Origin of the sequence: Hymenobacter endophyticus (assembly GCF_032464715.1) — a bacterium.
Classification (GTDB): domain Bacteria; phylum Bacteroidota; class Bacteroidia; order Cytophagales; family Hymenobacteraceae; genus Hymenobacter; species Hymenobacter endophyticus.
The window spans coordinates 166,443-186,120 of sequence record NZ_JAWDJT010000002.1; the positions used below are offsets into that span (position 1 = coordinate 166,443).

A 19,678-nucleotide genomic window follows, 5' to 3' on the forward strand; every position below is an offset into this window, starting at 1 on the left:
TTTCCTTCACTCCACTACTAAACCCCTCAAACCAAATGAAATAGTTGATGAAGTAAAACAGAAAGGGACGCCCCAGCTGGAGCGTCCCTTTCTGTTCACTAATTTGTTCCGACTACTCGGCCGCTTTTTCGTCGCGGGTTTCGCCTTCTTTCAGGGTTTCAGTAGCGGTATCCTCGGGAGCCGAAACTTCCGTGGCAGCAGCTTTAGCCTTTTTGGCGGGCTTCTCCTCAGCTACTACTTCAGCCGAAGTTTCACCTTCTACTTTTTTGCCAGCACCCCGACGCGAACGACGAGTGGTAGCAGCTTTGGCTTCGCCGGCGTTTTTAGCGTCCAGCAGCGTTTCGTTGAAGTCAACCAGCTCAATGATGCACATTTCGGCATTGTCACCCAAACGGCTCTGGCTCAGCTTAATAATGCGGGTGTAACCACCAGGACGACCAGCTACTTTAGCGGCTACCGTGCCAAACAGTTCTTTCAGAACTTCTTTGTTACCGATTTCCGAGAACACCAGACGACGCGAGTGCGTGGTGTCGTTCTTGGATTTAGTCAGCAGGGGCTCAACAAACTTGCGCAGAGCTTTGGCTTTGGCAACCGTCGTGGTGATGCGCTTGTGCAGGATCAGCGACGAGGCCATGTTCGAAAGCATGGCGGTGCGGTGCGAGGCCGTGCGGCCGAGGTGGTTGATGGTTTTACCGTGACGCATAAAAGTGATGAAAGTGTGAGCTTGCGGGCAACGACCACGGCGGAAAACAAACGCGCTAGCGTTGCTCTCACATTAGAACCGCTGCCCCTTCGGGCTCACTATGTGAAAAAGTTGAATGGGGTGCAAAGGTAGTGAAACCCTGGGCAAAAAAAATGTGCTGCTGCCAAAATGTGCATTTCACACATCTTCAGCAGCAGCACATTAACGGGCTTGCGCCTATTCTTCGTCGAGCTTGTAGCGGCCCAGGTCCATTCCGAAGGTCAGGCCTTTCTCCTCTACCAGGTTCTCCAGCTCCGTCAGCGACTTCTTACCGAAGTTGCGGAACTTCATCATGTCAGCCATGTCGAGCTGCACCAGGTCGCCGAGAGTTTTGATGTCGGCGGCTTTCAGGCAGTTGTAGGCGCGCACACTTAGGTCCATATCCGCCAGCGGCGTCTTCAGCACCTTGCGCATGTGCAGCGTCTCCTCATCCACGGTTTCCTCTTCTTCGGCTTTCACCGTCTCGAAGGTCATGGTGCTGTCGGAGAACAGCATGAAGTGTTGAATCAGAATGTTGGCCGCACCTTTCAGTGCGTCCTCCGGATGAATCGAACCGTCCGTGTGAATCTCAATAACGAGCTTCTCATAGTCGGTCTTTTGCTCCACACGGGTATTTTCGATGCTGTACTTCACGTTCTTGATAGGCGTGAAAATGGCATCAATGGCAATCTGACCGAAAACTTGGTCAGCTGGCTTGTTCTCTTCAGCAGGAACGTAGCCACGGCCTTTCTGAATCGTGAATTCGAATTCCAGCTCGGTGCTGGGGTCCACGTTGCAGATAACCAGCTCCGGGTTCAGCACCTGGAAGCCAGTCGTGAATTTGTTGATTTCGCCAGCCGAGAAAGTGTCTTGGCCTTTCACGCGCACCGTGATTTTATCCTCGATGGCGTCGCTCACTTTCTTGAAGCGAACCTGTTTCAGGTTCAGGATGATTTCGGACATGTCCTCAATCACACCTTCAATGGTCATGAACTCGTGCAGGACGCTGTTGGTGCGAACCGACGTGATGGCATAGCCCTCCAGCGACGACAGCAGGATGCGGCGCAGAGCGTTGCCGATCGTGACGCCGTAGCCTTTCTCCAGCGGTTTGAATTCAAACGTTCCGTAGAAGTCGTCGGATTTCTCCATTACTACCTTCTCCGGCATTTGAAAAGCTAAGATTGACATAAGTGGGGCGGTTTGTTAGTATTGAGTAAAAGGTATCAGGTAGTTAGACAAAAAGTCCCGATACCCAATACCCAATACCTGAATCCATGTAAGAAAGTCGAAGCAGAAGAACGGCCCAGACTGCCGGGCCGTTCCAATGATTACTTCGAGTACAGCTCGACAATGAGCTGCTCCGTGATTTTCTCCGGAATCAACTCACGCGAGGGGGCGCTGATGAACTTGCCCACCATGTCTTTGCCGTCCCACTCCAACCACGAGAAAGCACGCGCGTTGCGGGCGCTCAGGCTCGTAGTGATGGCTTCCAGCGACTTCGACTTTTCACGCACGGCAACAACGTCACCAGCGCGGAGTTTGTACGAAGCAATGTTTACGATTTCACCGTTTACGGTGATGTGCTTATGCAGTACAAGCTGACGAGCGGCCCGACGCGTAGGAGCAATGCCCAAACGGTATACCGTATTATCGAGGCGCGACTCGAGCAGACCCAGTAAGTTGTCACCAGTGATGCCGGGCATCGTGGCAGCCTTGTGGAACAGGTTCTCGAACTGCTTTTCCAGAATGCCGTACATGTACTTTACTTTCTGCTTTTCCATCAACTGGACAGCGTACTCGCTCTGCTTCTTACGACGACCACGGCCGTGCTGGCCGGGAGGATATGCTTTTTTGGTGAGTGCCTTGCTCGGGCCGAAAATCGGCTCATTAAAGCGACGGGCAATCTTGGTTTTGGGACCAGTATAACGTGCCATTTCGGAGATGTTGAGTGTTGAGGAGGGTGAACTATGCGGCTATGTCCGGAGGTGGCGTCATCAGCCCAAGGGCCGGCATAACTTCAAATCGGAACCGATAGTTCGGGTCACGTACTTAAACGCGACGACGTTTGGGAGGACGGCAGCCGTTGTGGGGCAGCGGCGTCACGTCCTTAATGGTCGTTACCTCAATACCCACGTTACCCAGCGTACGGATAGCCGATTCACGACCAGCACCCGGACCCTTCACGAATACTTCGGCTTTGCGCATGCCCAGGTCGTGAGCAACTTTACCGCAATCCGTCATAGCCATTTGGGCGGCGTAAGGCGTGTTCTTCTTGGAACCGCGGAAGCCCATTTTACCAGCCGAAGCCCAGGAAATAACCTGGCCGTTGTTGTTGGTAATGGATATGATGATGTTGTTGAACGAGGCCTTGATGTGTACCTGACCTACTGGTTCTACAACGACAACGCGCTTTTTGGCTTTGTCTTTTCTTTTTTGTGCCATTTGGTTATCGCAAAATACTGCGGAAGGTGTTGAAGCCTGCTTCTAAAAAATCAGGCTTCGATTCCCGCTACAGATTATTTAGTAGCCTTTTTCTTGCCAGCAACGGTCTTCCGCTTGCCCTTACGGGTACGGGAGTTGTTCTTGGTGCGCTGACCACGAACCGGCAGACCTTTGCGGTGACGCAGACCCCGGTAGCAACCAATGTCCATCAGGCGCTTGATGTTCAACTGCACTTCTGAGCGCAGAACACCTTCGGTCTTATACTCGGCGGCAATCACGCCGCGGATTTCGCCAGCTTCAGCTTCAGTCCAGTCTTTCACCTTCTTGTTCAGGTCAACGCCTGCTTTGGTGAGGATCTGCTGAGCAGAAGGACGGCCAATGCCGAAGATGTAGGTCAGCGCGATTTCGCCGCGCTTGTTGTCTGGGATATCTACCCCTGCAATACGAGCCATGTGCTTTTTTAAAAAGGTCTGGTGCTACTAGCCCTGACGCTGCTTATAGCGTGGGTTCTTTTTGTTGATAACGTAGAGCTTGCCCTTGCGGCGGATGATCTTGCAATCAACGCTACGCTTCTTTACGGAGGTTTTGACTTTCATGTCGTCGGGTTATTTGTAACGGTACACAATGCGTCCCTTCGACAAATCGTAGGGCGACATTTCGAGTTTTACCTTATCTCCCGGCAGAATCTTGATGTAGTGCATCCGCATCTTGCCCGAAATATGGGCAATCAACTGGTGACCGTTTTCCAGCTCCACGCGGAACATGGCGTTGGATAAGGCTTCCAGGATGACACCGTCCTGCTCAATGGAAGTTTGTTTGGCCATAAGGCTACTGTAAGGCTTTTTCTATGTATTCGAAGGAGGTAAGTATTTCCGCCTTGTCTTTGCGAACAACTACGGTGTGCTCAAAGTGCGCCGAGGGCTTCAGGTCTTTCGTACGGATTGTCCAACCGTCCTTCTCCTGAATCACGCTCTTCGTTCCCAGATTCACCATGGGCTCTATGGCAATGACCAACCCGGTTTGCAGCTTTAGGCCGGCTCCGCGCTTACCAAAATTTGGTACATCGGGGCGCTCATGCAGCTTTTTGCCGATACCGTGACCGACCAACTCCCGAACTACTCCGTATCCCAGTTTTTCAACGTGGTTTTGGATAGCATAGCTCACGTCGCCCATTCGGTTACCCGCCACTGCCTGTTCGATGCCCAGATACAGTGATTTCTTGGTTTCCTCAAGCAATTGGGTTACCTCAGGTGCCACCTCTCCTACTGGGTAGGTGTAAGCACTGTCAGCATGGTAGCCGTTGAGCTTTACTCCGCAATCAATCGAAACAACATCACCGCTTTGCAGCGTGTAGTCACCTGGAAAACCATGTACTACTACCGAGTTCGGTGAGATGCAAAGGCTGTACTCAAATCCATTGTACCCTTTAAATGAAGGCTCACCTCCATTGTCACGAATGAATTCCTCCGCGCGCTGATCCAGCTGCCGCGTTGTAATTCCTTCCCGGATCAGTTTCGCAACCTCTCCGTGGGCCTGAGCCAGTACGTTCGCGCTGGCCCGCATGAATTCAATTTCCTCCTCTGTTTTGTAAAAGATCATCTTACGAAGCAAGGGCAATGTTCTGGGAGCGTCCCCGCACTTTGCCGGTCTTCATCATGCCGTCGTAATGACGCATGAGCAGATAGCTTTTCACTTGGTTCATAGTATCTAGCACTACACCCACCATAATAATGAGGGAAGTGCCACCGTAGAACTGAGCGAAGGGACGGGTAATACCAGCTACCGTGGCAAGTGAGGGCAGAATAGCAATTACAGCCAAGGCCACAGCCCCAGGCAACGTAATGCGCGTCAGTACCTCATCAATGTACTCCGAGGTATCACGCCCAGGTTTTACACCCGGGATGAAGCCGCCACTACGTTTCAGGTCATCCGCAATCTGGTTGGGGTTAACGCTGATGGCCGTGTAGAAGTAGGTGAAGATGATGATCAACAACCCAAACACTACGTTATACACCCAGTGGTTAGGCTGAAACCAAGTACCGATCAAACCAGCAGTTTCGCTATCCTTATTCCATGCGGAAGCAGCTATAGCGGGCACAAACATCAACGACTGAGCGAAGATAATGGGCATTACCCCAGCCGCATTCACTTTCATGGGAATGTACTGGCGCTGGGAGCTAAGGCTGGCAGCTCCACCAATTTGCTTGGCGTACTGTACTGGAATCTGACGGACAGCCTGCGTGAGGATGATAACCGCCATAACTACCAAGAATAGCACTACCAGCTCGATCAGGAAAATCAGAGAGCCCCGCATAGTACGAGCAGTAGCTTCCCCGATCAGGGCACCAGGCAGACGCGATACAATCCCGATCATGATGATCATGGAAATACCGTTGCCAATACCTTTATCCGTAATTTTCTCCCCCAACCACATGCAGAACAGCGTACCTGCCGTTACAATCATGGCTGTGGAAACAGTGAAGAAAACACCTGGGTTGATAATGGCCTCCGCATTGATGGTAGCAATGAAGCCAACCGACTGCAGCGCCACAATCGGAATTGTAAGAATGCGCGTGTACTGGTTGATTTTCTTACGTCCCGATTCGCCCTCCTTCTGGAGTTTCTGGAAATAGGGCACGGCAATTGTCAGCAGCTGCAGTACAATGGATGCCGAGATATAAGGCATAATGCCCAAAGCGAAAATCGACGCTTGGCTGAAGGCACCGCCCAGCAGCGTATCGAGAATTCCCAATACGCCAGTAGCACCGCCCTGCTTCAGCTGCGTCGGATCAACGCCGGGGAGCACCACGTAAGAACCCAGCCGGTAAATGGCAATGAAAAAAAGCGTATTGAAGATCCGCATACGCAGATCTTCAATCGCAAAGATGTTCTTAATCGTGGTGATGAACTTGTTCATTGCCAAGTAAGCTTACAGCGTAACTGCTTTGCCACCTGCCTTTTCGATGGCTTCAATGGCCGATTTCGAGAAAGCGTGAGCGTGTACTTCCAGAGCTTTGGTTACTTCGCCACGGCCAAGCACCTTGATTTTGGCGTTCTTCGAAGCCAGACCAGCCGTTACAAAGAAAGCGGCGTCCAGCGTAGTGGTACCATTCTCGGTCAGAGTAGCCAGCACATCGAGGTTGATGGCTTTGTACTCTACACGGTTGATGTTCTTGAAGCCAAACTTAGGTACCCGACGCTGTAAAGGCATCTGGCCACCTTCGAAACCCGACTTTTTGGAGTAACCCGAACGGGACTTGGCACCTTTGTGACCACGCGTCGACGTGCCGCCGCGGCCGGAACCCGTACCACGGCCGATGCGCTTTTCGTTGCGCGTAGCACCAATGGCGGGCTGGAGATTGCTGAGATTCATTTTCGGGAGATTCCTAGAGTTCGGTTACTTCCAACAAGTGCTTCACGGCGTTAATCATGCCAGCAACCTGGGGCGTGTTTTCCACGCTTTTGGTGCTGCCCATTTTGCCGAGGCCGAGGGCCTGCACAGTGCGCTTCTGACGCTCGGGGCGGTCAATAACGCTTTTTACGAGTTTAATTTGGATCTGCGCCATCTGCTCTTAGCCGTTAAAAACTTGGGAGAGAGTAATGCCACGAGCCTGAGCGATTTGCATGGGGTCGCGCATTTTCAGCAGGGCATCGAAGGTAGCCTTAACCACATTGTGGGGGTTCGACGAGCCTTTCGACTTAGCCAGTACATCTTTAATACCAGCGCTTTCAAATACAGCACGCATGGCACCGCCGGCAATTACACCCGTACCGGCAGCAGCCGGCTGAACCAGCACGAAGCCGCCCGAGTACTTGCCTTCCATGATGTGGGGAACCGTGTGCTTGTACAGCGGAACTTTCACCAGGTTTTTCTTCGCGTCGTCAATGCCTTTGGCAATGGCGTCGGTTACTTCGTTGGCTTTGCCGAGGCCGTAGCCTACGGTGCCGTTGCCGTCACCTACTACCACGATGGCCGAGAAGCTGAAGCGACGACCGCCTTTTACTACTTTGGCTACGCGGTTGATAGCAACCACTTTCTCTTTCAAATCGGAGTCACCAGTGCGCGACTCTTCTTTGCGGTCATTGCCGCCGCGACGGTCATTGCCACCACCACGACGGTCATTGCCACCGCCACGGTTGTCGCCGCTGCCACCACGTGGGCCGTTGTTAAATTCTGCCATGATGATTTAGAAATTGAGGCCGCCTTCGCGGGCTCCTTCTGCCAATGATTTTACGCGGCCGTGGTAGAGGTAACCGGATCGGTCAAATACCACTTTCGAAATTCCTTTTCCTGTAGCACGGGCAGCAAGTTCTTTGCCGACTGCGGCAGCGAGGGCGACTCCGTTGCCCCCTTCCACCGATACGTGCTTCGAGGAAGCAGACGCCAGCGTGTGGCCGGTGGTGTCGTCAATAATCTGAGCATAAATGCCCGTATTGCTGCGGAACACCGACAAACGTGGACGCTCGGACGTGCCAGCCACCTTAGTGCGGATGATGCGCTGGATCCGTTTTCTTCTAGTTGCTTTATCGAAAGCCATGGTGTGATGTTATTTCGAAGCCGTTTTACCAGCCTTACGACGAATCTGCTCACCCACGAAGCGCACGCCTTTGCCTTTGTAGGGCTCAACTTTGCGCAACGAGCGAATTTTGGCGGCTACCTGGCCCAACAGTTGCTTATCAATGCTGGTCAGTGTAACGATGGGGTTTTTACCTTTCTCCGTTACAGCCGTAGCCGTTACCTCCTTGGGCAGCGACAGGAAGATGTTGTGCGAGTAACCCAGCGACAATTCCAACGTGGTGCCGGCCATCGAGGCTTTGTAACCTACACCTACCAGTTCCAGCTTCACCTCCTGACCGTTGCTCACGCCGTTCACGGCGTTGTTGAGCAGCGAACGGTACAGGCCGTGCATAGCTTTGTGGCGCTTCTGTTCAGTGGGGCGGGTCACTACCAGCTGACCGTCTTCGGTTGCTACGGTAATGTCGCGGTCAACTGGAACCGTCAGGGTACCTTTCGGGCCCTTCACGGTAACCGTGTTTTCGTTGCTCACTTCAACCTGCACGTTGCTGGGCAGGCTGATGGGCAGTTTACCAATGCGTGACATAGTCTCGTTTTCCTTTCAGATTAGTAGACGTAGCACAGCACTTCGCCGCCCACGTTCTCGGCTTTCGCCTCTTTCTCCGTCATTACGCCCTTCGACGTCGACAGAATCGCAATGCCCAAGCCGCTCAGTACGCGGGGCAGATTCTCCACGTGAGCGTAGGTGCGCAGACCAGGCGAACTGATGCGCTCCAGCTTCGTGATGGCGGGCTTCTTGGTGGCCGGGTTGTATTTCAGCGCGATTTTAATCGTGCCCTGTACAGCGGCGTCATCAAAACGGTAGCTCTGAATGTAGCCCTTTTTATAGAGCACTTTCGTGATTTCCTTTTTGATGTTGCTGGCCGGAATTTCCACCACCCGGTGGTTTGCCTTGATGGCATTGCGCACCCGGGTCAGGTAGTCGGCAATTGGATCTGTGTTCATTCGATTATGAAAATGAAGCGCCCATTTTTAGGGAGCCGCAAAGATATGAAAATTTCGCCGCCACGGAAAGAGGCGACGAAATTTTCGGTTAAGACTACTCAACTCGGCTTTTGAGGGCTCGGCTGATGGTTTCTTTTGGCAACCTGCCAAGTAACAAGGCCTTACAGACGAATCTGGTGGAGCCGAAACAGTTGGATTACCAGCTGGACTTGGTCACACCGGGGATTTTGCCGGCGAGAGCCATTTCACGGAAACGTACGCGGCTGATGCCAAATTTGCGCATGTAACCACGGGGGCGGCCGTCGATTTTGTCGCGGTTGTGCAGGCGCACGGGCGACGCGTTACGCGGCAGTTTGTCCAGGCCTTCGAAGTCGCCAGCCTCTTTCAGAGCCTTGCGCTTCTCAGCGTAGCGGGCAACGGTAGCAATACGCTTCCGCTCCCGTGCTTTCATTGATTCCTTAGCCATTGTTCTGTTTCTTGGCGTTAGCGAAAGGCATTCCGAAAGCGCGCAGCAGCTCGTAGCTCTGTTCGTCGTTCTCAGCCGTCGTTACGAAGGTAATATCCATACCGGAAATCGATTTGATTTTGTCAATCGAAATTTCGGGGAAGATGATTTGTTCCTTGATACCCAGGGTATAATTACCGCGGCCATCAAAGCCTTTGTCGTTGATGCCTTTGAAGTCACGAACACGGGGCAGAGCCACGGTCAGCAGACGGTCCAGGAATTCGTACATCTGCTCACCGCGCAGGGTAACGCGGGCGCCGATGGGCATACCTTCACGCAGCTTGAAGTTCGAAACCGAACGCTTGGCAATGGTTGGAACTGCTTTCTGACCAGTGATGATAGTCAATTCATCAACACCGTTGTCTACCAGCTTCTTGTCGGCTACAGCAGCACCAATACCGCGGTTAATGCAGATTTTGGTGATGCGGGGTACCTGCATGATGCTCTTGAACTGGAATTTCTCCTGGAGCGCCGGTACTACTTCTTTTTGATACTTCTCTTTCAGTCGAGCCATGGTCGTAGAGCGGGTTAGGCGTTGGCCGAGTCTACGCGCTTCACGTTGCTCACGTGAATCGGTGCCTCGATCTTGGTGATGCCGCCCTGGGGGTTCTTCGCACTGGGTTTGTTGTGCTTGGTTGCCAGGTTCAGGCCTTCCACGATAACACGCTGCGTCGAACGGTTCACCGACTTGATGGTGCCGGTTTTACCTTTTTCGTCGCCGGAAATCACCAGTACGGTGTCGCCAGTCTTCACGTGCAGTTTCGCGGGCGTTGCTTTGGGTTTCGTTGCCATTGCTTAGAGAACTTCAGGAGCCAGCGAAACAATCTTCATGAACTGCTTTTCACGCAGTTCGCGGGCCACTGGGCCGAAGATGCGGGTACCGCGGGGCTCGTCGTTATTGTTGAGCAGTACGGCAGCGTTGTCGTCGAAGCGGATATACGAACCGTCTTTGCGGCGTACTTCCTTTTTCGTGCGAACTACTACTGCTTTCGAAACTGCGCCTTTTTTAGCGTTGCCGGAAGGAATAGCCGATTTGATGGCGACTACAATCTTGTCGCCTACGCTGGCGTATTTCTTGCCCGTGCCACCGAGGACACGGATGCAGAGAACTTCTTTGGCGCCGCTGTTATCAGCGACGGTCAGACGGGATTCTTGCTGTATCATCTTACTTGGCGCGTTCTACAATTTCTACCAGTCTCCACCGCTTGTTCTTGCTCAGAGGACGGGTCGACATGATGCGAACCGTATCCCCTTCGCCACACTCGTTATTCTCGTCGTGGGCCATGAATTTGGTCGACTTGGTAACGAATTTGCCGTAGATCGGGTGTTTCATTTTGCTTTCTACCATCACCGTAATGGACTTGTCCATTTTCGACGAGGTAACGCGCCCGATGATTTCTTTGCGCAGGTTCCGCTCAACGGCGGTAGTGCCTTGCTGTTCTTCGTTGCTTGCCATCGTTAGTTAGCAGTGTTAGTAGCCTGCTCGTTCTCGCGACGCTTCAACTCGGTCAGCAGACGGGCGACATTTTTGCGGGCTTGCTTCAGGCGGAGGGGGTTTTCCAGGGGCGAGATGGCATGCGCGAAACGCATGGTCTGACCGTTGGTCTGCTCCGACTTAATCTGGTTTTTGAGGTCCTCCAGGGAGAGGGCGCGGATTTCTGCGTTCTTCATCTTTTACTTGCTTTCTACGTAGTCGCGACGAACAACAAAAGAGGTCCGAACTGGCAGTTTCTGCGCAGCCAGACGCAGCGACTCCTGCGCTACTTCCAGAGATACGCCATCCGACTCGAACATGATGGTGCCGGGCTTCACGCAGGCTACCCAATACTCTGGGGAGCCTTTACCCTTACCCATCCGCACTTCGGCTGGTTTCTTAGTGATTGGCTTATCTGGGAAGATGCGAATCCATACTTGACCTTCGCGTTTCATGGCGCGGGTCATGGCAATACGAGCCGCCTCAATCTGGCGAGCCGTAATCCAAGCCTGTTCCAGCGACTTGATAGCGAATGAACCGAAGTCAATGGAGCTGCCGCGATGCGCTAAACCGTGCACGCGACCCTTTTGCATCTTGCGATACTTGGTCCTTTTCGGTTGTAACATGAGTTATCTTGAATTAAAATCCGAGAGAAAGAAACAGGCTAGCGACGAGGAGCGCCACCGCCTTGGCCGCCACGGTTCTGGCCGCCTTGGCCCGGACCCCGGCGCTGACCGCCAGCACCCTGGCCACCACGGTTGTCACCACCACGGCCTTCGCCGCCACGGTCATTCCGGTCGCGGCGCGGGCCACGGTCACCACCACGGTCATTCCGGTCGCCACGAGGACCACGGTCGTTGCGGCTGTCGCCACCCTGACCACCAGCAGGCTGCTGGTTCGGCGAGAGGTCGGGCTTGCCGAACACCTCACCGCGCATTACCCACACCTTGATACCGATTTTGCCATATACCGTCTGAGCTTCCGACAGAGCGTAGTCGATGTCAGCGCGCAGGGTATGCAGCGGAGTGCGGCCTTCTTTGTACTGCTCGGAACGAGCAATTTCAGCACCGCCCAAACGGCCACCACACTGGATTTTGATGCCTTCGGCACCAACACGCAGGGCAGCCTGGATAGCCATTTTCATGGCGCGACGGAACGAAATACGGGCTTGCAGCTGCTGAGCAATGCTCTCACCTACCAGCTTGGCATCGAGTTCCGGACGCTTGATTTCGAAGATATTGATCTGAACGTCTTTGCCAGTAATCTGCTTCAGCTCGTCCTTGATTTTATCAACCTCTGCGCCGCCTTTACCGATAACCACACCCGGACGAGCCGTGTTGATGGTGATGGTAACACGCTTCAGAGTGCGCTCAATCACGATGCGGCTAATGCCACCTTTCGGGATACGAGCCATGATGTACTTGCGGATTTTCTCGTCTTCCACCAGTTTGTCGGCAAAGTCCTTGCCGCCGTACCAGTTCGAGTCCCATCCTTTGATGACGCCCAGACGGAAGCCAACCGGATTTACTTTCTGTCCCATAGTGCTTATGCGGTGGCTTCTGCCGTGGTTTCAGTGGATTTTTTAGCCGAGCTGCGACGAGCCGATTTTTTCGGAGCTAAGTCAACACCCGTTTCAGCTGATTTAGTTTCGGCAGCCTGCGTGGCAGCAGCCTTGCTGCCCAGCGGTTCCACTTTCGAATCAATGATCAGCGTAACGTGGTTGCTGCGCTTGCGGATGCGGTGGCCACGGCCCTGGGGGGCGGGGCGCAGACGCTTCAGCTGACGGCCTTCATCCACGAAAATCTCTTTGATGTAGAGGTTAGCATCCTCAATGCGCTCATCCTCGTTCTTCTGCTGCCAGTTAGCCAGAGCCGACAGGAGCAGTTTCTCGATTTTGGGGGCGCCCGAGTTGGCCTCAAATTTCAGCAGGCCCAGAGCACGGGTCACTTTCTGACCGCGTACCAGGTTGGCCACCAAGCGCATTTTGCGCGGAGAGGTGGGCACGTTCCGGAGTTTAGCTACTGCTTCCATATTAGCGCTTGCCTTTATCTTTCTTGGCGATATGGCCGCGGAAGTTACGGGTCGGGGCAAACTCACCGAGTTTGTGTCCTACCATGTTCTCCGTTACATACACCGGGATGAACTTATTGCCGTTGTGCACGGCGAAGGTGTGGCCAACGAAATCGGGCGAAATCATCGAGCGGCGCGACCAAGTCTTCACCACCGACTTTTTGCCGGACTCATCCATTGCCGTTACTTTCTTCTCGAGCCGGAAGTCAATGTACGGCCCTTTTTTTAGTGAACGTGCCATTGCTTACTTCTTGCCTTTGCGGTTAACGATGAGCTGCTCGGAGTACTTGTTCTTGTTTCGGGTCTTCTGACCTTTCGAGAAGATACCGTTACGGCTGCGTGGGTGACCACCCGACGACTTACCTTCACCACCACCCATAGGGTGATCCACTGGGTTCATGGCTACACCACGAACACGGGGGCGACGGCCCAACCAACGATTACGACCGGCTTTGCCGAGACGCACGTTCATGTGGTCGCCATTGGAAACGGTACCAACCGTGGCCATGCAGGTAACGAGTACCATACGCATTTCGCCGGAGGGTAATTTCAGGGTGGCGTACTTGTCTTCGCGGGCTACCAACTGCGCGTAAGTACCGGCCGAGCGGGCCATTGCAGCACCATTACCGGGCATCAGCTCGATATTGTGTACAATGGTACCCAGCGGAATCTCGCGCAGGGGTAGGGCATTACCAACTTCCGGAGCAACGCCCGAACCCGATACAACACTGGCGCCCACGGTAACACCGGCAGGAGCAATGATGTACCGTTTCTCACCATCAGCATACTGCAGCAAAGCAATACGGGCAGTGCGGTTAGGGTCGTACTCAATCGTCTTCACCGTGGCCGGAACGCCGGCTTTGTCACGCTTGAAGTCGATGATACGGTATTTGGCTTTATGACCACCGCCGATGTAGCGGTTGGACATTTTGCCCGAATTGTTACGGCCACCGGAGTTTTTGAGGGGTGCCAACAGCGACTTCTCCGGCGTCGACGCGGTAATCTCGTCGAAGGCCGGGGCGATGCGGAAGCGCTGACCCGGTGATGTTGGTCTTAGTTTTTTGAGTGCCATTACTCTTGCTTAGGAAAAAAATTCTTGGCGGGAAGGCAGGCTTACAGCGTGCTGTAGAAGTCGATTACGTCGCCTTCTTTCACGGTCACGATGGCTTTTTTGCCATGCGGACGACGGCCAGAAACGGCGCCGCCTTTCGTGAACTTCGATTTCACTTTGCCGATGGTGCGGATGGTGCTGATGCCCGTTACCGTTACCCCGTACAATTGCTCAATCTCTTTCTTGATCTGAACCTTGTTGGCGTCGATGGCCACTTCGAAAGCGTACTGGCTTTTCTCGTTCAGACCCGTAGCCTTTTCAGTTACGATGGGTTTCTTCAGGATGCTCATTACTCAGCAGTGGTATAGAGTTGTTCCAGTGCGCTCAACCCATCTTCCGACAGCAGCAAAGTGTCGGTGTTCAGCAGATCGTGGGTGTTCAGGGCTACGGGGGTAGCCACGCTCACGCGCTGAATGTTGCGGGCCGACAGAACCACGTTCTTGTCAACCGAACCAGTTACCAGCAGAGTCTTGCGGCCGTTGTTCAGCTTCAGACCAGCTAGGATGGCGGCAAACTCTTTGGTTTTGGGAGTCGACAGAGAAATGTTTTCCACTACCGATACCTTGCCGTCTTTGGCCAGAGCCGACAGAGCCGACAGACGGGCCAGACGCTTGGTTTTCTTGTTCAGCTTGAAGCCGTAGTCGCGAGGCTGAGGACCGAAAATACGGCCACCACCTACGAACACACCCGATTTCATGCTACCGGCACGGGCTCCACCAGTACCTTTTTGCTTCTTCAGCTTCTTGGTGGTGCCGTGTACTTCGTTGCGCTGCTTCGACTTATGCGTACCCTGGCGCTGGTTGGCCAGGTACTGCTTCACGTCGAGGTACATCACGTGCTCGTTCGGCTCCAGGCCGAAGATGGCGTCGGACAGGGTAACCTTGCGGCCGGTGTCTTCGCCTTTGATGTTGATTACTGACAGTTCCATGTTGCTAGCTTATTTTTCCAGGACCACGAAAGAGTTCTTGGCACCGGGAATCGAGCCACTCACCACGATGAGGTTTTTGTCGGCTACAATGCGCATCACCTTCAGGTTCTGCACTTTCACACGGTCGTTGCCCATGCGGCCACCCATGCGCATTCCTTTGAATACGCGCGAAGGCCAGGAGCAAGCACCGATAGAACCGGGGTGACGGCCGCGGTTGTGCTGACCGTGCGTTTGGCCACCAACACCAGCGAAGTTGTAACGCTTCACAACGCCCTGGAAACCTTTACCTTTTGAGGTACCTACTACGTCAACGAATTCGCCCTCTTCAAACAGAGTAGCGTCGATGGTAGAACCGGCAGCAAAGTTGCCAGCCTCGTCGGTGCGGAACTCAACGAGTTTTTTCTTGGGGGTGGTTCCGGCTTTAGCGAAGTGACCAGCCAATGCTTTGGTGGTGTTCTTCGCCTTCTTCTCGCCGTAACCGAGCTGGATGGCCGTGTAGCCGTCCGTTTCGATGGTCTTAACCTGCGTCACTACGCACGGACCCGCTTCGATGAGCGTGCAGGGAATGTTCTTCCCGTCCGGAGTGAAGAGGCTTGTCATACCGATTTTTTTACCGATGATGCCAGGCATTCGATTGGGGTTTTAGAAAAAGACACACTTGAAAACGCCCAAGTGGCGTTTTCGGAAATGGAGTGCAAAGCTAGGAAATTGTTGGGTCATAATCTAACGGCCTTCTGAAATATTTTAAGAGTTAAGTAGTTAGCCATTTCCAAGCTCAGTTTAGGGTAGCAGCTCAAGCGCTATATAGTGGTAGTTAGACAAGTAAGCCAGCTACCCTCTCGGGTAACTGGCTTACGATTTACGTATCCTGACGGCAGTTGCTCACACGGGGCGCCACTCTCCTTCCGGCCCAGGCGCTACTTTTTGTCCTTCCAGAGCCAGTAGTATAAAGAACAGGGCATACCCAAGTCCTATCTGGGTTTCTAGGGTGTATTCCACCAGAAAAGAAAGAGTAACGATAAGGTACTGCGCCAGAAGCAGCGGCGCATACGTGGGCCATACACTAACGCCAGCATAATAGAAACCGATGATAAAGAGCACCAAACCGATTAACCCGAAGGCTACCGCCGAGAACAAGAATTGGTTGTGCGGCTGGATGTAAGCCTCCGGACGGATGTTAGGATAATCACGTTGATATCGTACCGCCATTTCCGGCTCAATATCGGCCCTGCCCACGCCTACCCAGGGGTTATCCTTCACCACCTCCAGAGCTACCTTATACGAGTAGACTCTCCCTACTAAGGAGTAATTGTTGGCGGAGGACGTATTATCGACCCGGCCTACGTCTTCGCGGGTATTGGCTGACTTATTCTGCAGCGTCGGGAATACGGAGTAACTCACTGCCGGAATTAAAACCAGGGCAGCTGCCAGTACCAAGGCCTGCTGGTATTGCCGCGTCCGGAATACCAGCCAAAGTAATCCTACAATTCCCACTACGTAGAGTGTCACTAAGCCGCTCCGCACGGCTAGCAGGTGCTGATAAAACGCCAAGTAGAGCACACTACCCCACAAGATAACTGCGCCTCGGCCAACCACACTGCGGTGGGCCAGCAAGCACACACCAGATGCAACAGACAAGGTAACCAGCAAACTGAAGCGAATATGATCTGGCTCCGTGGGCATCACTTTGGAGTGCAGGTACATTTCGTTGATTTGGTCGAAATGCAGCAAGTAGTTTCCTGTACTCAGCAAAGCGGCCACCATAGTAGTAGCAATTAAAAGCAGCCACAAGGCTCGCAGAGTACGGGCTGGCAGGGGCGGCAGTAACCAGAAGCTTAAAGGCAAGACTACAAACGGTAACTGCAGCACTATATCACGCATGTACTCCCCCATCCTAGCCGCCGAGGTCAGAAGCCCGGCACCTACGTGCACCGAGAAAATGAGTAGAAATGGCAAGTAATGACTTAGAGTGGCCCGCTTGTAGTGTCGGCCGTGCAGGAAAAAGCAGGTGGTACCCGTAAGCAACAGACCAATCATGCCCAAACTAGGCAACACCCGAAAAAAGCTGCTAGCAAACAGGCCAACTATAATGCAGACGCAAAAAAAAGTAGCTGCGACCAACAGCCGAGTGATAGTCAATGTGGTTCCTAAGGAAGACAGCATGAACAGAGCTAAGGAGCCTATAGTGTAAGGCGCACGATGAACGTTGCCGCGCAGCTCCACGGTACAACGAGCCTTTACTTAAAGCACAAGTTGCATCAATAAAAACAGAAAACGCCCCACCAGCTCCGAAGAGCCAGTGAGGCGTTACTCTTATTTACTTAAAGAAACCAGTCCTCAGACTTTGATTTCAACGTCAACGCCGCTGGGCAGTTCCAGCTTCATCAAGGCATCTACCGTCTTCGACGAAGTCGAGTAGATGTCTACGAGGCGCTTATAGGTGCAGAGCTGGAATTGCTCACGTGACTTCTTGTTCACGTGGGGCGAACGAAGCACGGTGAATTTTTCCTTGTCGGTCGGCAATGGAATGGGGCCGCTTACGATGGCGCCCGTAGCCTTTACCGCCTTCACAATCTTCTCCGACGATTTGTCCACCAGGTTGTGGTCGTAGGATTTGAGTTTGATGCGAATTTTCTGGTTCATGTCTGTTGAATGAAAGCGGTATTAGCGAATGGCGTTACCCTTTTGCTTGGCAATAATGGCTTCAGCAAGGTTGTTGGGCACCTGGTCGTAGTGCGAGAACGTCAGCGAAGCTGAAGCCCGACCCGAGGAGATGGTACGCAGCGTCGTCACGTAACCAAACAGTTCCGACAGCGGAACGTCAGCCTTGATAACGTTGGCACCGCCTTTGGTGTCCATTCCTTTCATGATACCACGACGACGGTTCAAGTCACCCGTTACCGAGCCAGTGTACTCATCGGGCGAAACTACTTCTACGGCCATAATCGGCTCGAGCAGTTTCGGACCAGCTTGCTTACCAGCTTCGCGGAAACCACCACGGGCGGCGAGTTCGAACGACAGGGCGTCCGAGTCAACATCGTGGTAAGAACCGTAGTACAGACGAACACGCATACCCTCGATGGGGAAGCCGGCCAGCGGACCGTTCTTCATCGCTTCTTCGAAGCCTTTCTGAACTGGCGCGATGAATTCGCGGGGGATAACACCACCGGTGATGTCGTTTACGAACTCCAGACCGGGTTTCTCCGGATCCGTCAGTTTCGGACCGAGTTCGAATACAATGTCACCGAACTTACCACGACCACCCGTTTGCTTCTTGTAGGTTTCGCGGTGCTCTACCGACTTCGTCAGAATCTCTTTGTAGGCTACCATCGGGGCACCCTGGTTGATTTCCACTTTGAATTCACGACGCATCCGGTCGATGATGATTTCAAGGTGAAGCTCGCCCATGCCTTTCAGTACGGTCTGGCCCGTCTCGGGGTCAGTCTGTACCACGAGGGTAGGATCTTCTTCCACGAGTTTGGCAATAGCCATACCCATTTTATCCACGTCGGCCTGAGTTTTGGGCTCAATGGCGTAACCGATAACGGGCTCGGGGAAGCTCATCGACTCCAGCACTACGCGCGACTTCTCGTCGGTCAGCGTATCACCAGTTTTGATGTCTTTGAAACCCACGCCGGCAGCAATGTCACCAGCCTGGATTTTGTCGATGGGGTTCTGCTTGTTGGAGTGCATCTGCATCAGGCGCGAGATACGCTCCTTCTTGTTCGTGCGGTTGTTGTGCACGTACGAACCAGCGTCCAGCACGCCGCTGTAGCAGCGGAAGAAGCACAGACGACCAACGAAGGGGTCGGTAGCAATTTTGAACGCCAATGCGGTGAAGGGTTCGGCGTTGTCGGGGTGACGCTCGATTTCCTCGCCGGTTTCGGGGTTGGTACCGATGATGGCGGGCATATCCAGGGGCGACGGCAGGTAGGCCATTACGCCATCCAGCATCGACTGCACACCTTTGTTTTTGAAGGCCGAGCCGCACATTACGGGCGAGAACTTCATGTCGATAACCGCTTTGCGGATTACCACCATCATTTCTTCACGGGTAATGGAGTCCGGATCGTCGAAGAATTTCTCCATCAACGTATCATCGTACTCGGCTACGCTTTCCACGAGCTTTTCGCGCCACTCGGCAACCGTATCCACCAAATCCTCGGGAACGGGGATTTCGTGGTAGGATTTGCCTTGCGTAGCGTCGTCCCATACGATGGCCTTACCGGTCAGCAAATCGACAACACCTTTGAAGGTATCCTCGGCGCCAATCGGAATTTGCAGCGGCACGGGGTTAGCGCCCAATTTATCCTTAATCTCGGCTACTGCCTTGAAGAAGTCAGCACCGGCACGGTCCATCTTGTTGACGAAGCAGATGCGGGGCACCTTGTACTTGTCAGCCTGACGCCATACGGTTTCCGACTGGGGCTCCACGCCGGATACGGCACAGAACAGGGCAACAGCACCATCCAATACGCGCAACGAGCGTTCAACTTCTACCGTGAAGTCAACGTGGCCGGGGGTATCGATGAGGTTGATTTTGTATTGCTTGGTATCCGAGGTCGGGTCGCCCTGGGCGTCGGTCGGGTAGTTCCAGAAGGTGGTAGTAGCAGCCGAGGTGATGGTGATACCACGCTCCTGCTCCTGCTCCATCCAGTCCATCGTGGCGGCACCTTCGTGCACTTCCCCGATTTTGTGGGTCTTACCGGTGTAGTAGAGAATGCGCTCCGACGTGGTGGTCTTACCGGCGTCGATGTGCGCCATAATCCCGATATTCCGGAGGTATTGCAGATCTTTATTAACAGCCATGTCTCTTTGAGAATGAGTGAATGGGTGAGTAGATGAATGAGTTGTTGTTGAGGTATGGCGTTAACCAATTCCCGCCTTTACTCATTCATTCCTTCAC

The 19,678-nt window shown here is 53.4% G+C and carries 31 protein-coding genes and 1 pseudogene; all 32 read right to left on the minus strand.

From position 1 onward, the window contains the following. Positions 1 to 112 precede the first annotated feature (112 nt). Positions 113 to 703, minus strand: coding sequence for a 50S ribosomal protein L17 (gene rplQ, locus ROI90_RS03020; RefSeq protein ID WP_315996872.1), 591 nt, complete (start codon positions 701 to 703; stop codon positions 113 to 115). Between the two features lie 216 nt (positions 704 to 919). Beyond that, complete coding sequence (locus ROI90_RS03025) at positions 920 to 1,909, minus strand: DNA-directed RNA polymerase subunit alpha (RefSeq protein ID WP_315996873.1); 990 nt, start codon at positions 1,907 to 1,909, stop codon at positions 920 to 922. A gap of 140 nt (positions 1,910 to 2,049) precedes the next feature. Next, positions 2,050 to 2,655, minus strand: coding sequence for a 30S ribosomal protein S4 (rpsD, locus tag ROI90_RS03030; protein WP_315996874.1), 606 nt, complete (start codon positions 2,653 to 2,655; stop codon positions 2,050 to 2,052). A gap of 115 nt (positions 2,656 to 2,770) precedes the next feature. Continuing rightward, positions 2,771 to 3,163: a 30S ribosomal protein S11 gene (gene rpsK, locus ROI90_RS03035; protein ID WP_044003231.1), complete on the minus strand. Its 393-nt coding sequence runs from the start codon at positions 3,161 to 3,163 to the stop codon at positions 2,771 to 2,773. A 74-nt stretch (positions 3,164 to 3,237) separates the two neighbouring features. Then, positions 3,238 to 3,615: a 30S ribosomal protein S13 gene (gene rpsM, locus ROI90_RS03040; protein ID WP_045688471.1), complete on the minus strand. Its 378-nt coding sequence runs from the start codon at positions 3,613 to 3,615 to the stop codon at positions 3,238 to 3,240. A 27-nt stretch (positions 3,616 to 3,642) separates the two neighbouring features. Further along, positions 3,643 to 3,759, minus strand: a complete 117-nt coding sequence (rpmJ, locus tag ROI90_RS03045) for a 50S ribosomal protein L36 (protein WP_044003233.1) — start codon at positions 3,757 to 3,759, stop codon at positions 3,643 to 3,645. A gap of 9 nt (positions 3,760 to 3,768) precedes the next feature. Beyond that, a complete protein-coding gene (gene infA / locus ROI90_RS03050) occupies positions 3,769 to 3,987 on the minus strand; it encodes a translation initiation factor IF-1 (protein ID WP_022822146.1) in 219 nt (72 codons plus the stop codon). 4 nt (positions 3,988 to 3,991) lie between these two features. Beyond that, a complete protein-coding gene (gene map, locus ROI90_RS03055; RefSeq protein ID WP_315996875.1) occupies positions 3,992 to 4,762 on the minus strand; it encodes a type I methionyl aminopeptidase in 771 nt (256 codons plus the stop codon). A gap of 1 nt (position 4,763) precedes the next feature. Then, positions 4,764 to 6,080 (minus strand): preprotein translocase subunit SecY, encoded by a 1,317-nt coding sequence (gene secY / locus ROI90_RS03060; RefSeq protein WP_315996876.1) that lies wholly within the window; start codon positions 6,078 to 6,080, stop codon positions 4,764 to 4,766. Between the two features lie 12 nt (positions 6,081 to 6,092). Next, entirely contained in the window at positions 6,093 to 6,536 is a 444-nt protein-coding gene (gene rplO / locus ROI90_RS03065; protein ID WP_315996877.1) for a 50S ribosomal protein L15, read from the minus strand. A gap of 13 nt (positions 6,537 to 6,549) precedes the next feature. Then, positions 6,550 to 6,729 (minus strand): 50S ribosomal protein L30, encoded by a 180-nt coding sequence (rpmD, locus tag ROI90_RS03070; protein WP_044003237.1) that lies wholly within the window; start codon positions 6,727 to 6,729, stop codon positions 6,550 to 6,552. A 6-nt stretch (positions 6,730 to 6,735) separates the two neighbouring features. Further along, positions 6,736 to 7,344: a 30S ribosomal protein S5 gene (rpsE, locus tag ROI90_RS03075; protein ID WP_315996878.1), complete on the minus strand. Its 609-nt coding sequence runs from the start codon at positions 7,342 to 7,344 to the stop codon at positions 6,736 to 6,738. Positions 7,345 to 7,350: 6 nt separating this feature from the next. Beyond that, entirely contained in the window at positions 7,351 to 7,701 is a 351-nt protein-coding gene (gene rplR, locus ROI90_RS03080) for a 50S ribosomal protein L18 (protein ID WP_044003239.1), read from the minus strand. Positions 7,702 to 7,710: 9 nt separating this feature from the next. Continuing rightward, positions 7,711 to 8,265, minus strand: coding sequence for a 50S ribosomal protein L6 (rplF, locus tag ROI90_RS03085; protein ID WP_315996879.1), 555 nt, complete (start codon positions 8,263 to 8,265; stop codon positions 7,711 to 7,713). A gap of 20 nt (positions 8,266 to 8,285) precedes the next feature. Beyond that, positions 8,286 to 8,684 (minus strand): 30S ribosomal protein S8, encoded by a 399-nt coding sequence (rpsH, locus tag ROI90_RS03090; RefSeq protein WP_044003241.1) that lies wholly within the window; start codon positions 8,682 to 8,684, stop codon positions 8,286 to 8,288. Positions 8,685 to 8,880: 196 nt separating this feature from the next. Continuing rightward, positions 8,881 to 9,150, minus strand: a complete 270-nt coding sequence (gene rpsN, locus ROI90_RS03095; RefSeq protein ID WP_044003242.1) for a 30S ribosomal protein S14 — start codon at positions 9,148 to 9,150, stop codon at positions 8,881 to 8,883. After that, entirely contained in the window at positions 9,143 to 9,703 is a 561-nt protein-coding gene (rplE, locus tag ROI90_RS03100) for a 50S ribosomal protein L5 (RefSeq protein ID WP_315996880.1), read from the minus strand. Before rplE ends, rpsN begins: the two co-directional genes overlap by 8 nt. 29 nt (positions 9,704 to 9,732) lie before the next feature. Further along, positions 9,733 to 9,981: pseudogene (gene rplX / locus ROI90_RS03105) on the minus strand (50S ribosomal protein L24); the annotation flags it as partial. A gap of 3 nt (positions 9,982 to 9,984) precedes the next feature. Continuing rightward, complete coding sequence (gene rplN / locus ROI90_RS03110) at positions 9,985 to 10,353, minus strand: 50S ribosomal protein L14 (protein ID WP_110976717.1); 369 nt, start codon at positions 10,351 to 10,353, stop codon at positions 9,985 to 9,987. Between the two features lies 1 nt (position 10,354). Then, entirely contained in the window at positions 10,355 to 10,645 is a 291-nt protein-coding gene (gene rpsQ / locus ROI90_RS03115; RefSeq protein WP_125417670.1) for a 30S ribosomal protein S17, read from the minus strand. A gap of 2 nt (positions 10,646 to 10,647) precedes the next feature. Beyond that, positions 10,648 to 10,860, minus strand: coding sequence for a 50S ribosomal protein L29 (rpmC, locus tag ROI90_RS03120; RefSeq protein ID WP_125417669.1), 213 nt, complete (start codon positions 10,858 to 10,860; stop codon positions 10,648 to 10,650). A 3-nt stretch (positions 10,861 to 10,863) separates the two neighbouring features. Further along, complete coding sequence (rplP, locus tag ROI90_RS03125) at positions 10,864 to 11,289, minus strand: 50S ribosomal protein L16 (RefSeq protein WP_125417668.1); 426 nt, start codon at positions 11,287 to 11,289, stop codon at positions 10,864 to 10,866. A 38-nt stretch (positions 11,290 to 11,327) separates the two neighbouring features. Then, entirely contained in the window at positions 11,328 to 12,203 is an 876-nt protein-coding gene (gene rpsC / locus ROI90_RS03130; protein WP_315996881.1) for a 30S ribosomal protein S3, read from the minus strand. A gap of 5 nt (positions 12,204 to 12,208) precedes the next feature. After that, positions 12,209 to 12,694 carry a 50S ribosomal protein L22 gene (gene rplV, locus ROI90_RS03135; RefSeq protein WP_315996882.1) on the minus strand — a complete coding sequence of 162 codons (486 nt, stop codon included), beginning with the start codon at positions 12,692 to 12,694 and terminating at the stop codon, positions 12,209 to 12,211. 1 nt (position 12,695) lies between these two features. Next, entirely contained in the window at positions 12,696 to 12,974 is a 279-nt protein-coding gene (gene rpsS, locus ROI90_RS03140; RefSeq protein ID WP_044003251.1) for a 30S ribosomal protein S19, read from the minus strand. 3 nt (positions 12,975 to 12,977) lie between these two features. Beyond that, positions 12,978 to 13,805, minus strand: a complete 828-nt coding sequence (rplB, locus tag ROI90_RS03145; protein ID WP_315996883.1) for a 50S ribosomal protein L2 — start codon at positions 13,803 to 13,805, stop codon at positions 12,978 to 12,980. A gap of 41 nt (positions 13,806 to 13,846) precedes the next feature. Continuing rightward, entirely contained in the window at positions 13,847 to 14,134 is a 288-nt protein-coding gene (rplW, locus tag ROI90_RS03150; RefSeq protein ID WP_125417664.1) for a 50S ribosomal protein L23, read from the minus strand. Then, entirely contained in the window at positions 14,134 to 14,772 is a 639-nt protein-coding gene (gene rplD / locus ROI90_RS03155; RefSeq protein WP_044003254.1) for a 50S ribosomal protein L4, read from the minus strand. Before rplD ends, rplW begins: the two co-directional genes overlap by 1 nt. A gap of 9 nt (positions 14,773 to 14,781) precedes the next feature. After that, a complete protein-coding gene (rplC, locus tag ROI90_RS03160) occupies positions 14,782 to 15,402 on the minus strand; it encodes a 50S ribosomal protein L3 (protein ID WP_315996884.1) in 621 nt (206 codons plus the stop codon). A gap of 252 nt (positions 15,403 to 15,654) precedes the next feature. Further along, on the minus strand, positions 15,655 to 16,536 hold the full coding sequence (locus ROI90_RS03165; RefSeq protein WP_315996885.1) for an O-antigen ligase family protein: 882 nt from the start codon (positions 16,534 to 16,536) through the stop codon (positions 15,655 to 15,657). A gap of 573 nt (positions 16,537 to 17,109) precedes the next feature. Further along, entirely contained in the window at positions 17,110 to 17,415 is a 306-nt protein-coding gene (gene rpsJ / locus ROI90_RS03170) for a 30S ribosomal protein S10 (protein ID WP_022822123.1), read from the minus strand. A 21-nt stretch (positions 17,416 to 17,436) separates the two neighbouring features. Continuing rightward, positions 17,437 to 19,581, minus strand: coding sequence for an elongation factor G (fusA, locus tag ROI90_RS03175; RefSeq protein WP_315996886.1), 2,145 nt, complete (start codon positions 19,579 to 19,581; stop codon positions 17,437 to 17,439). Positions 19,582 to 19,678 lie beyond the last annotated feature (97 nt).

Coding starts and splice junctions, on each gene's coding strand:
- rplQ (WP_315996872.1), bottom strand. CDS start 703: ATGCGTCACGGTAAAACCATCAACCACCTCGGCCGCACGGCCTCGCAC.
- ROI90_RS03025 (WP_315996873.1), bottom strand. CDS start 1,909: ATGTCAATCTTAGCTTTTCAAATGCCGGAGAAGGTAGTAATGGAGAAA.
- rpsD (WP_315996874.1), bottom strand. CDS start 2,655: ATGGCACGTTATACTGGTCCCAAAACCAAGATTGCCCGTCGCTTTAAT.
- rpsK (WP_044003231.1), bottom strand. CDS start 3,163: ATGGCACAAAAAAGAAAAGACAAAGCCAAAAAGCGCGTTGTCGTTGTA.
- rpsM (WP_045688471.1), bottom strand. CDS start 3,615: ATGGCTCGTATTGCAGGGGTAGATATCCCAGACAACAAGCGCGGCGAA.
- rpmJ (WP_044003233.1), bottom strand. CDS start 3,759: ATGAAAGTCAAAACCTCCGTAAAGAAGCGTAGCGTTGATTGCAAGATC.
- infA (WP_022822146.1), bottom strand. CDS start 3,987: ATGGCCAAACAAACTTCCATTGAGCAGGACGGTGTCATCCTGGAAGCC.
- map (WP_315996875.1), bottom strand. CDS start 4,762: ATGATCTTTTACAAAACAGAGGAGGAAATTGAATTCATGCGGGCCAGC.
- secY (WP_315996876.1), bottom strand. CDS start 6,080: ATGAACAAGTTCATCACCACGATTAAGAACATCTTTGCGATTGAAGAT.
- rplO (WP_315996877.1), bottom strand. CDS start 6,536: ATGAATCTCAGCAATCTCCAGCCCGCCATTGGTGCTACGCGCAACGAA.
- rpmD (WP_044003237.1), bottom strand. CDS start 6,729: ATGGCGCAGATCCAAATTAAACTCGTAAAAAGCGTTATTGACCGCCCC.
- rpsE (WP_315996878.1), bottom strand. CDS start 7,344: ATGGCAGAATTTAACAACGGCCCACGTGGTGGCAGCGGCGACAACCGT.
- rplR (WP_044003239.1), bottom strand. CDS start 7,701: ATGGCTTTCGATAAAGCAACTAGAAGAAAACGGATCCAGCGCATCATC.
- rplF (WP_315996879.1), bottom strand. CDS start 8,265: ATGTCACGCATTGGTAAACTGCCCATCAGCCTGCCCAGCAACGTGCAG.
- rpsH (WP_044003241.1), bottom strand. CDS start 8,684: ATGAACACAGATCCAATTGCCGACTACCTGACCCGGGTGCGCAATGCC.
- rpsN (WP_044003242.1), bottom strand. CDS start 9,150: ATGGCTAAGGAATCAATGAAAGCACGGGAGCGGAAGCGTATTGCTACC.
- rplE (WP_315996880.1), bottom strand. CDS start 9,703: ATGGCTCGACTGAAAGAGAAGTATCAAAAAGAAGTAGTACCGGCGCTC.
- rplN (WP_110976717.1), bottom strand. CDS start 10,353: ATGATACAGCAAGAATCCCGTCTGACCGTCGCTGATAACAGCGGCGCC.
- rpsQ (WP_125417670.1), bottom strand. CDS start 10,645: ATGGCAAGCAACGAAGAACAGCAAGGCACTACCGCCGTTGAGCGGAAC.
- rpmC (WP_125417669.1), bottom strand. CDS start 10,860: ATGAAGAACGCAGAAATCCGCGCCCTCTCCCTGGAGGACCTCAAAAAC.
- rplP (WP_125417668.1), bottom strand. CDS start 11,289: ATGTTACAACCGAAAAGGACCAAGTATCGCAAGATGCAAAAGGGTCGC.
- rpsC (WP_315996881.1), bottom strand. CDS start 12,203: ATGGGACAGAAAGTAAATCCGGTTGGCTTCCGTCTGGGCGTCATCAAA.
- rplV (WP_315996882.1), bottom strand. CDS start 12,694: ATGGAAGCAGTAGCTAAACTCCGGAACGTGCCCACCTCTCCGCGCAAA.
- rpsS (WP_044003251.1), bottom strand. CDS start 12,974: ATGGCACGTTCACTAAAAAAAGGGCCGTACATTGACTTCCGGCTCGAG.
- rplB (WP_315996883.1), bottom strand. CDS start 13,805: ATGGCACTCAAAAAACTAAGACCAACATCACCGGGTCAGCGCTTCCGC.
- rplW (WP_125417664.1), bottom strand. CDS start 14,134: ATGAGCATCCTGAAGAAACCCATCGTAACTGAAAAGGCTACGGGTCTG.
- rplD (WP_044003254.1), bottom strand. CDS start 14,772: ATGGAACTGTCAGTAATCAACATCAAAGGCGAAGACACCGGCCGCAAG.
- rplC (WP_315996884.1), bottom strand. CDS start 15,402: ATGCCTGGCATCATCGGTAAAAAAATCGGTATGACAAGCCTCTTCACT.
- ROI90_RS03165 (WP_315996885.1), bottom strand. CDS start 16,536: ATGGTGGCCGCTTTGCTGAGTACAGGAAACTACTTGCTGCATTTCGAC.
- rpsJ (WP_022822123.1), bottom strand. CDS start 17,415: ATGAACCAGAAAATTCGCATCAAACTCAAATCCTACGACCACAACCTG.
- fusA (WP_315996886.1), bottom strand. CDS start 19,581: ATGGCTGTTAATAAAGATCTGCAATACCTCCGGAATATCGGGATTATG.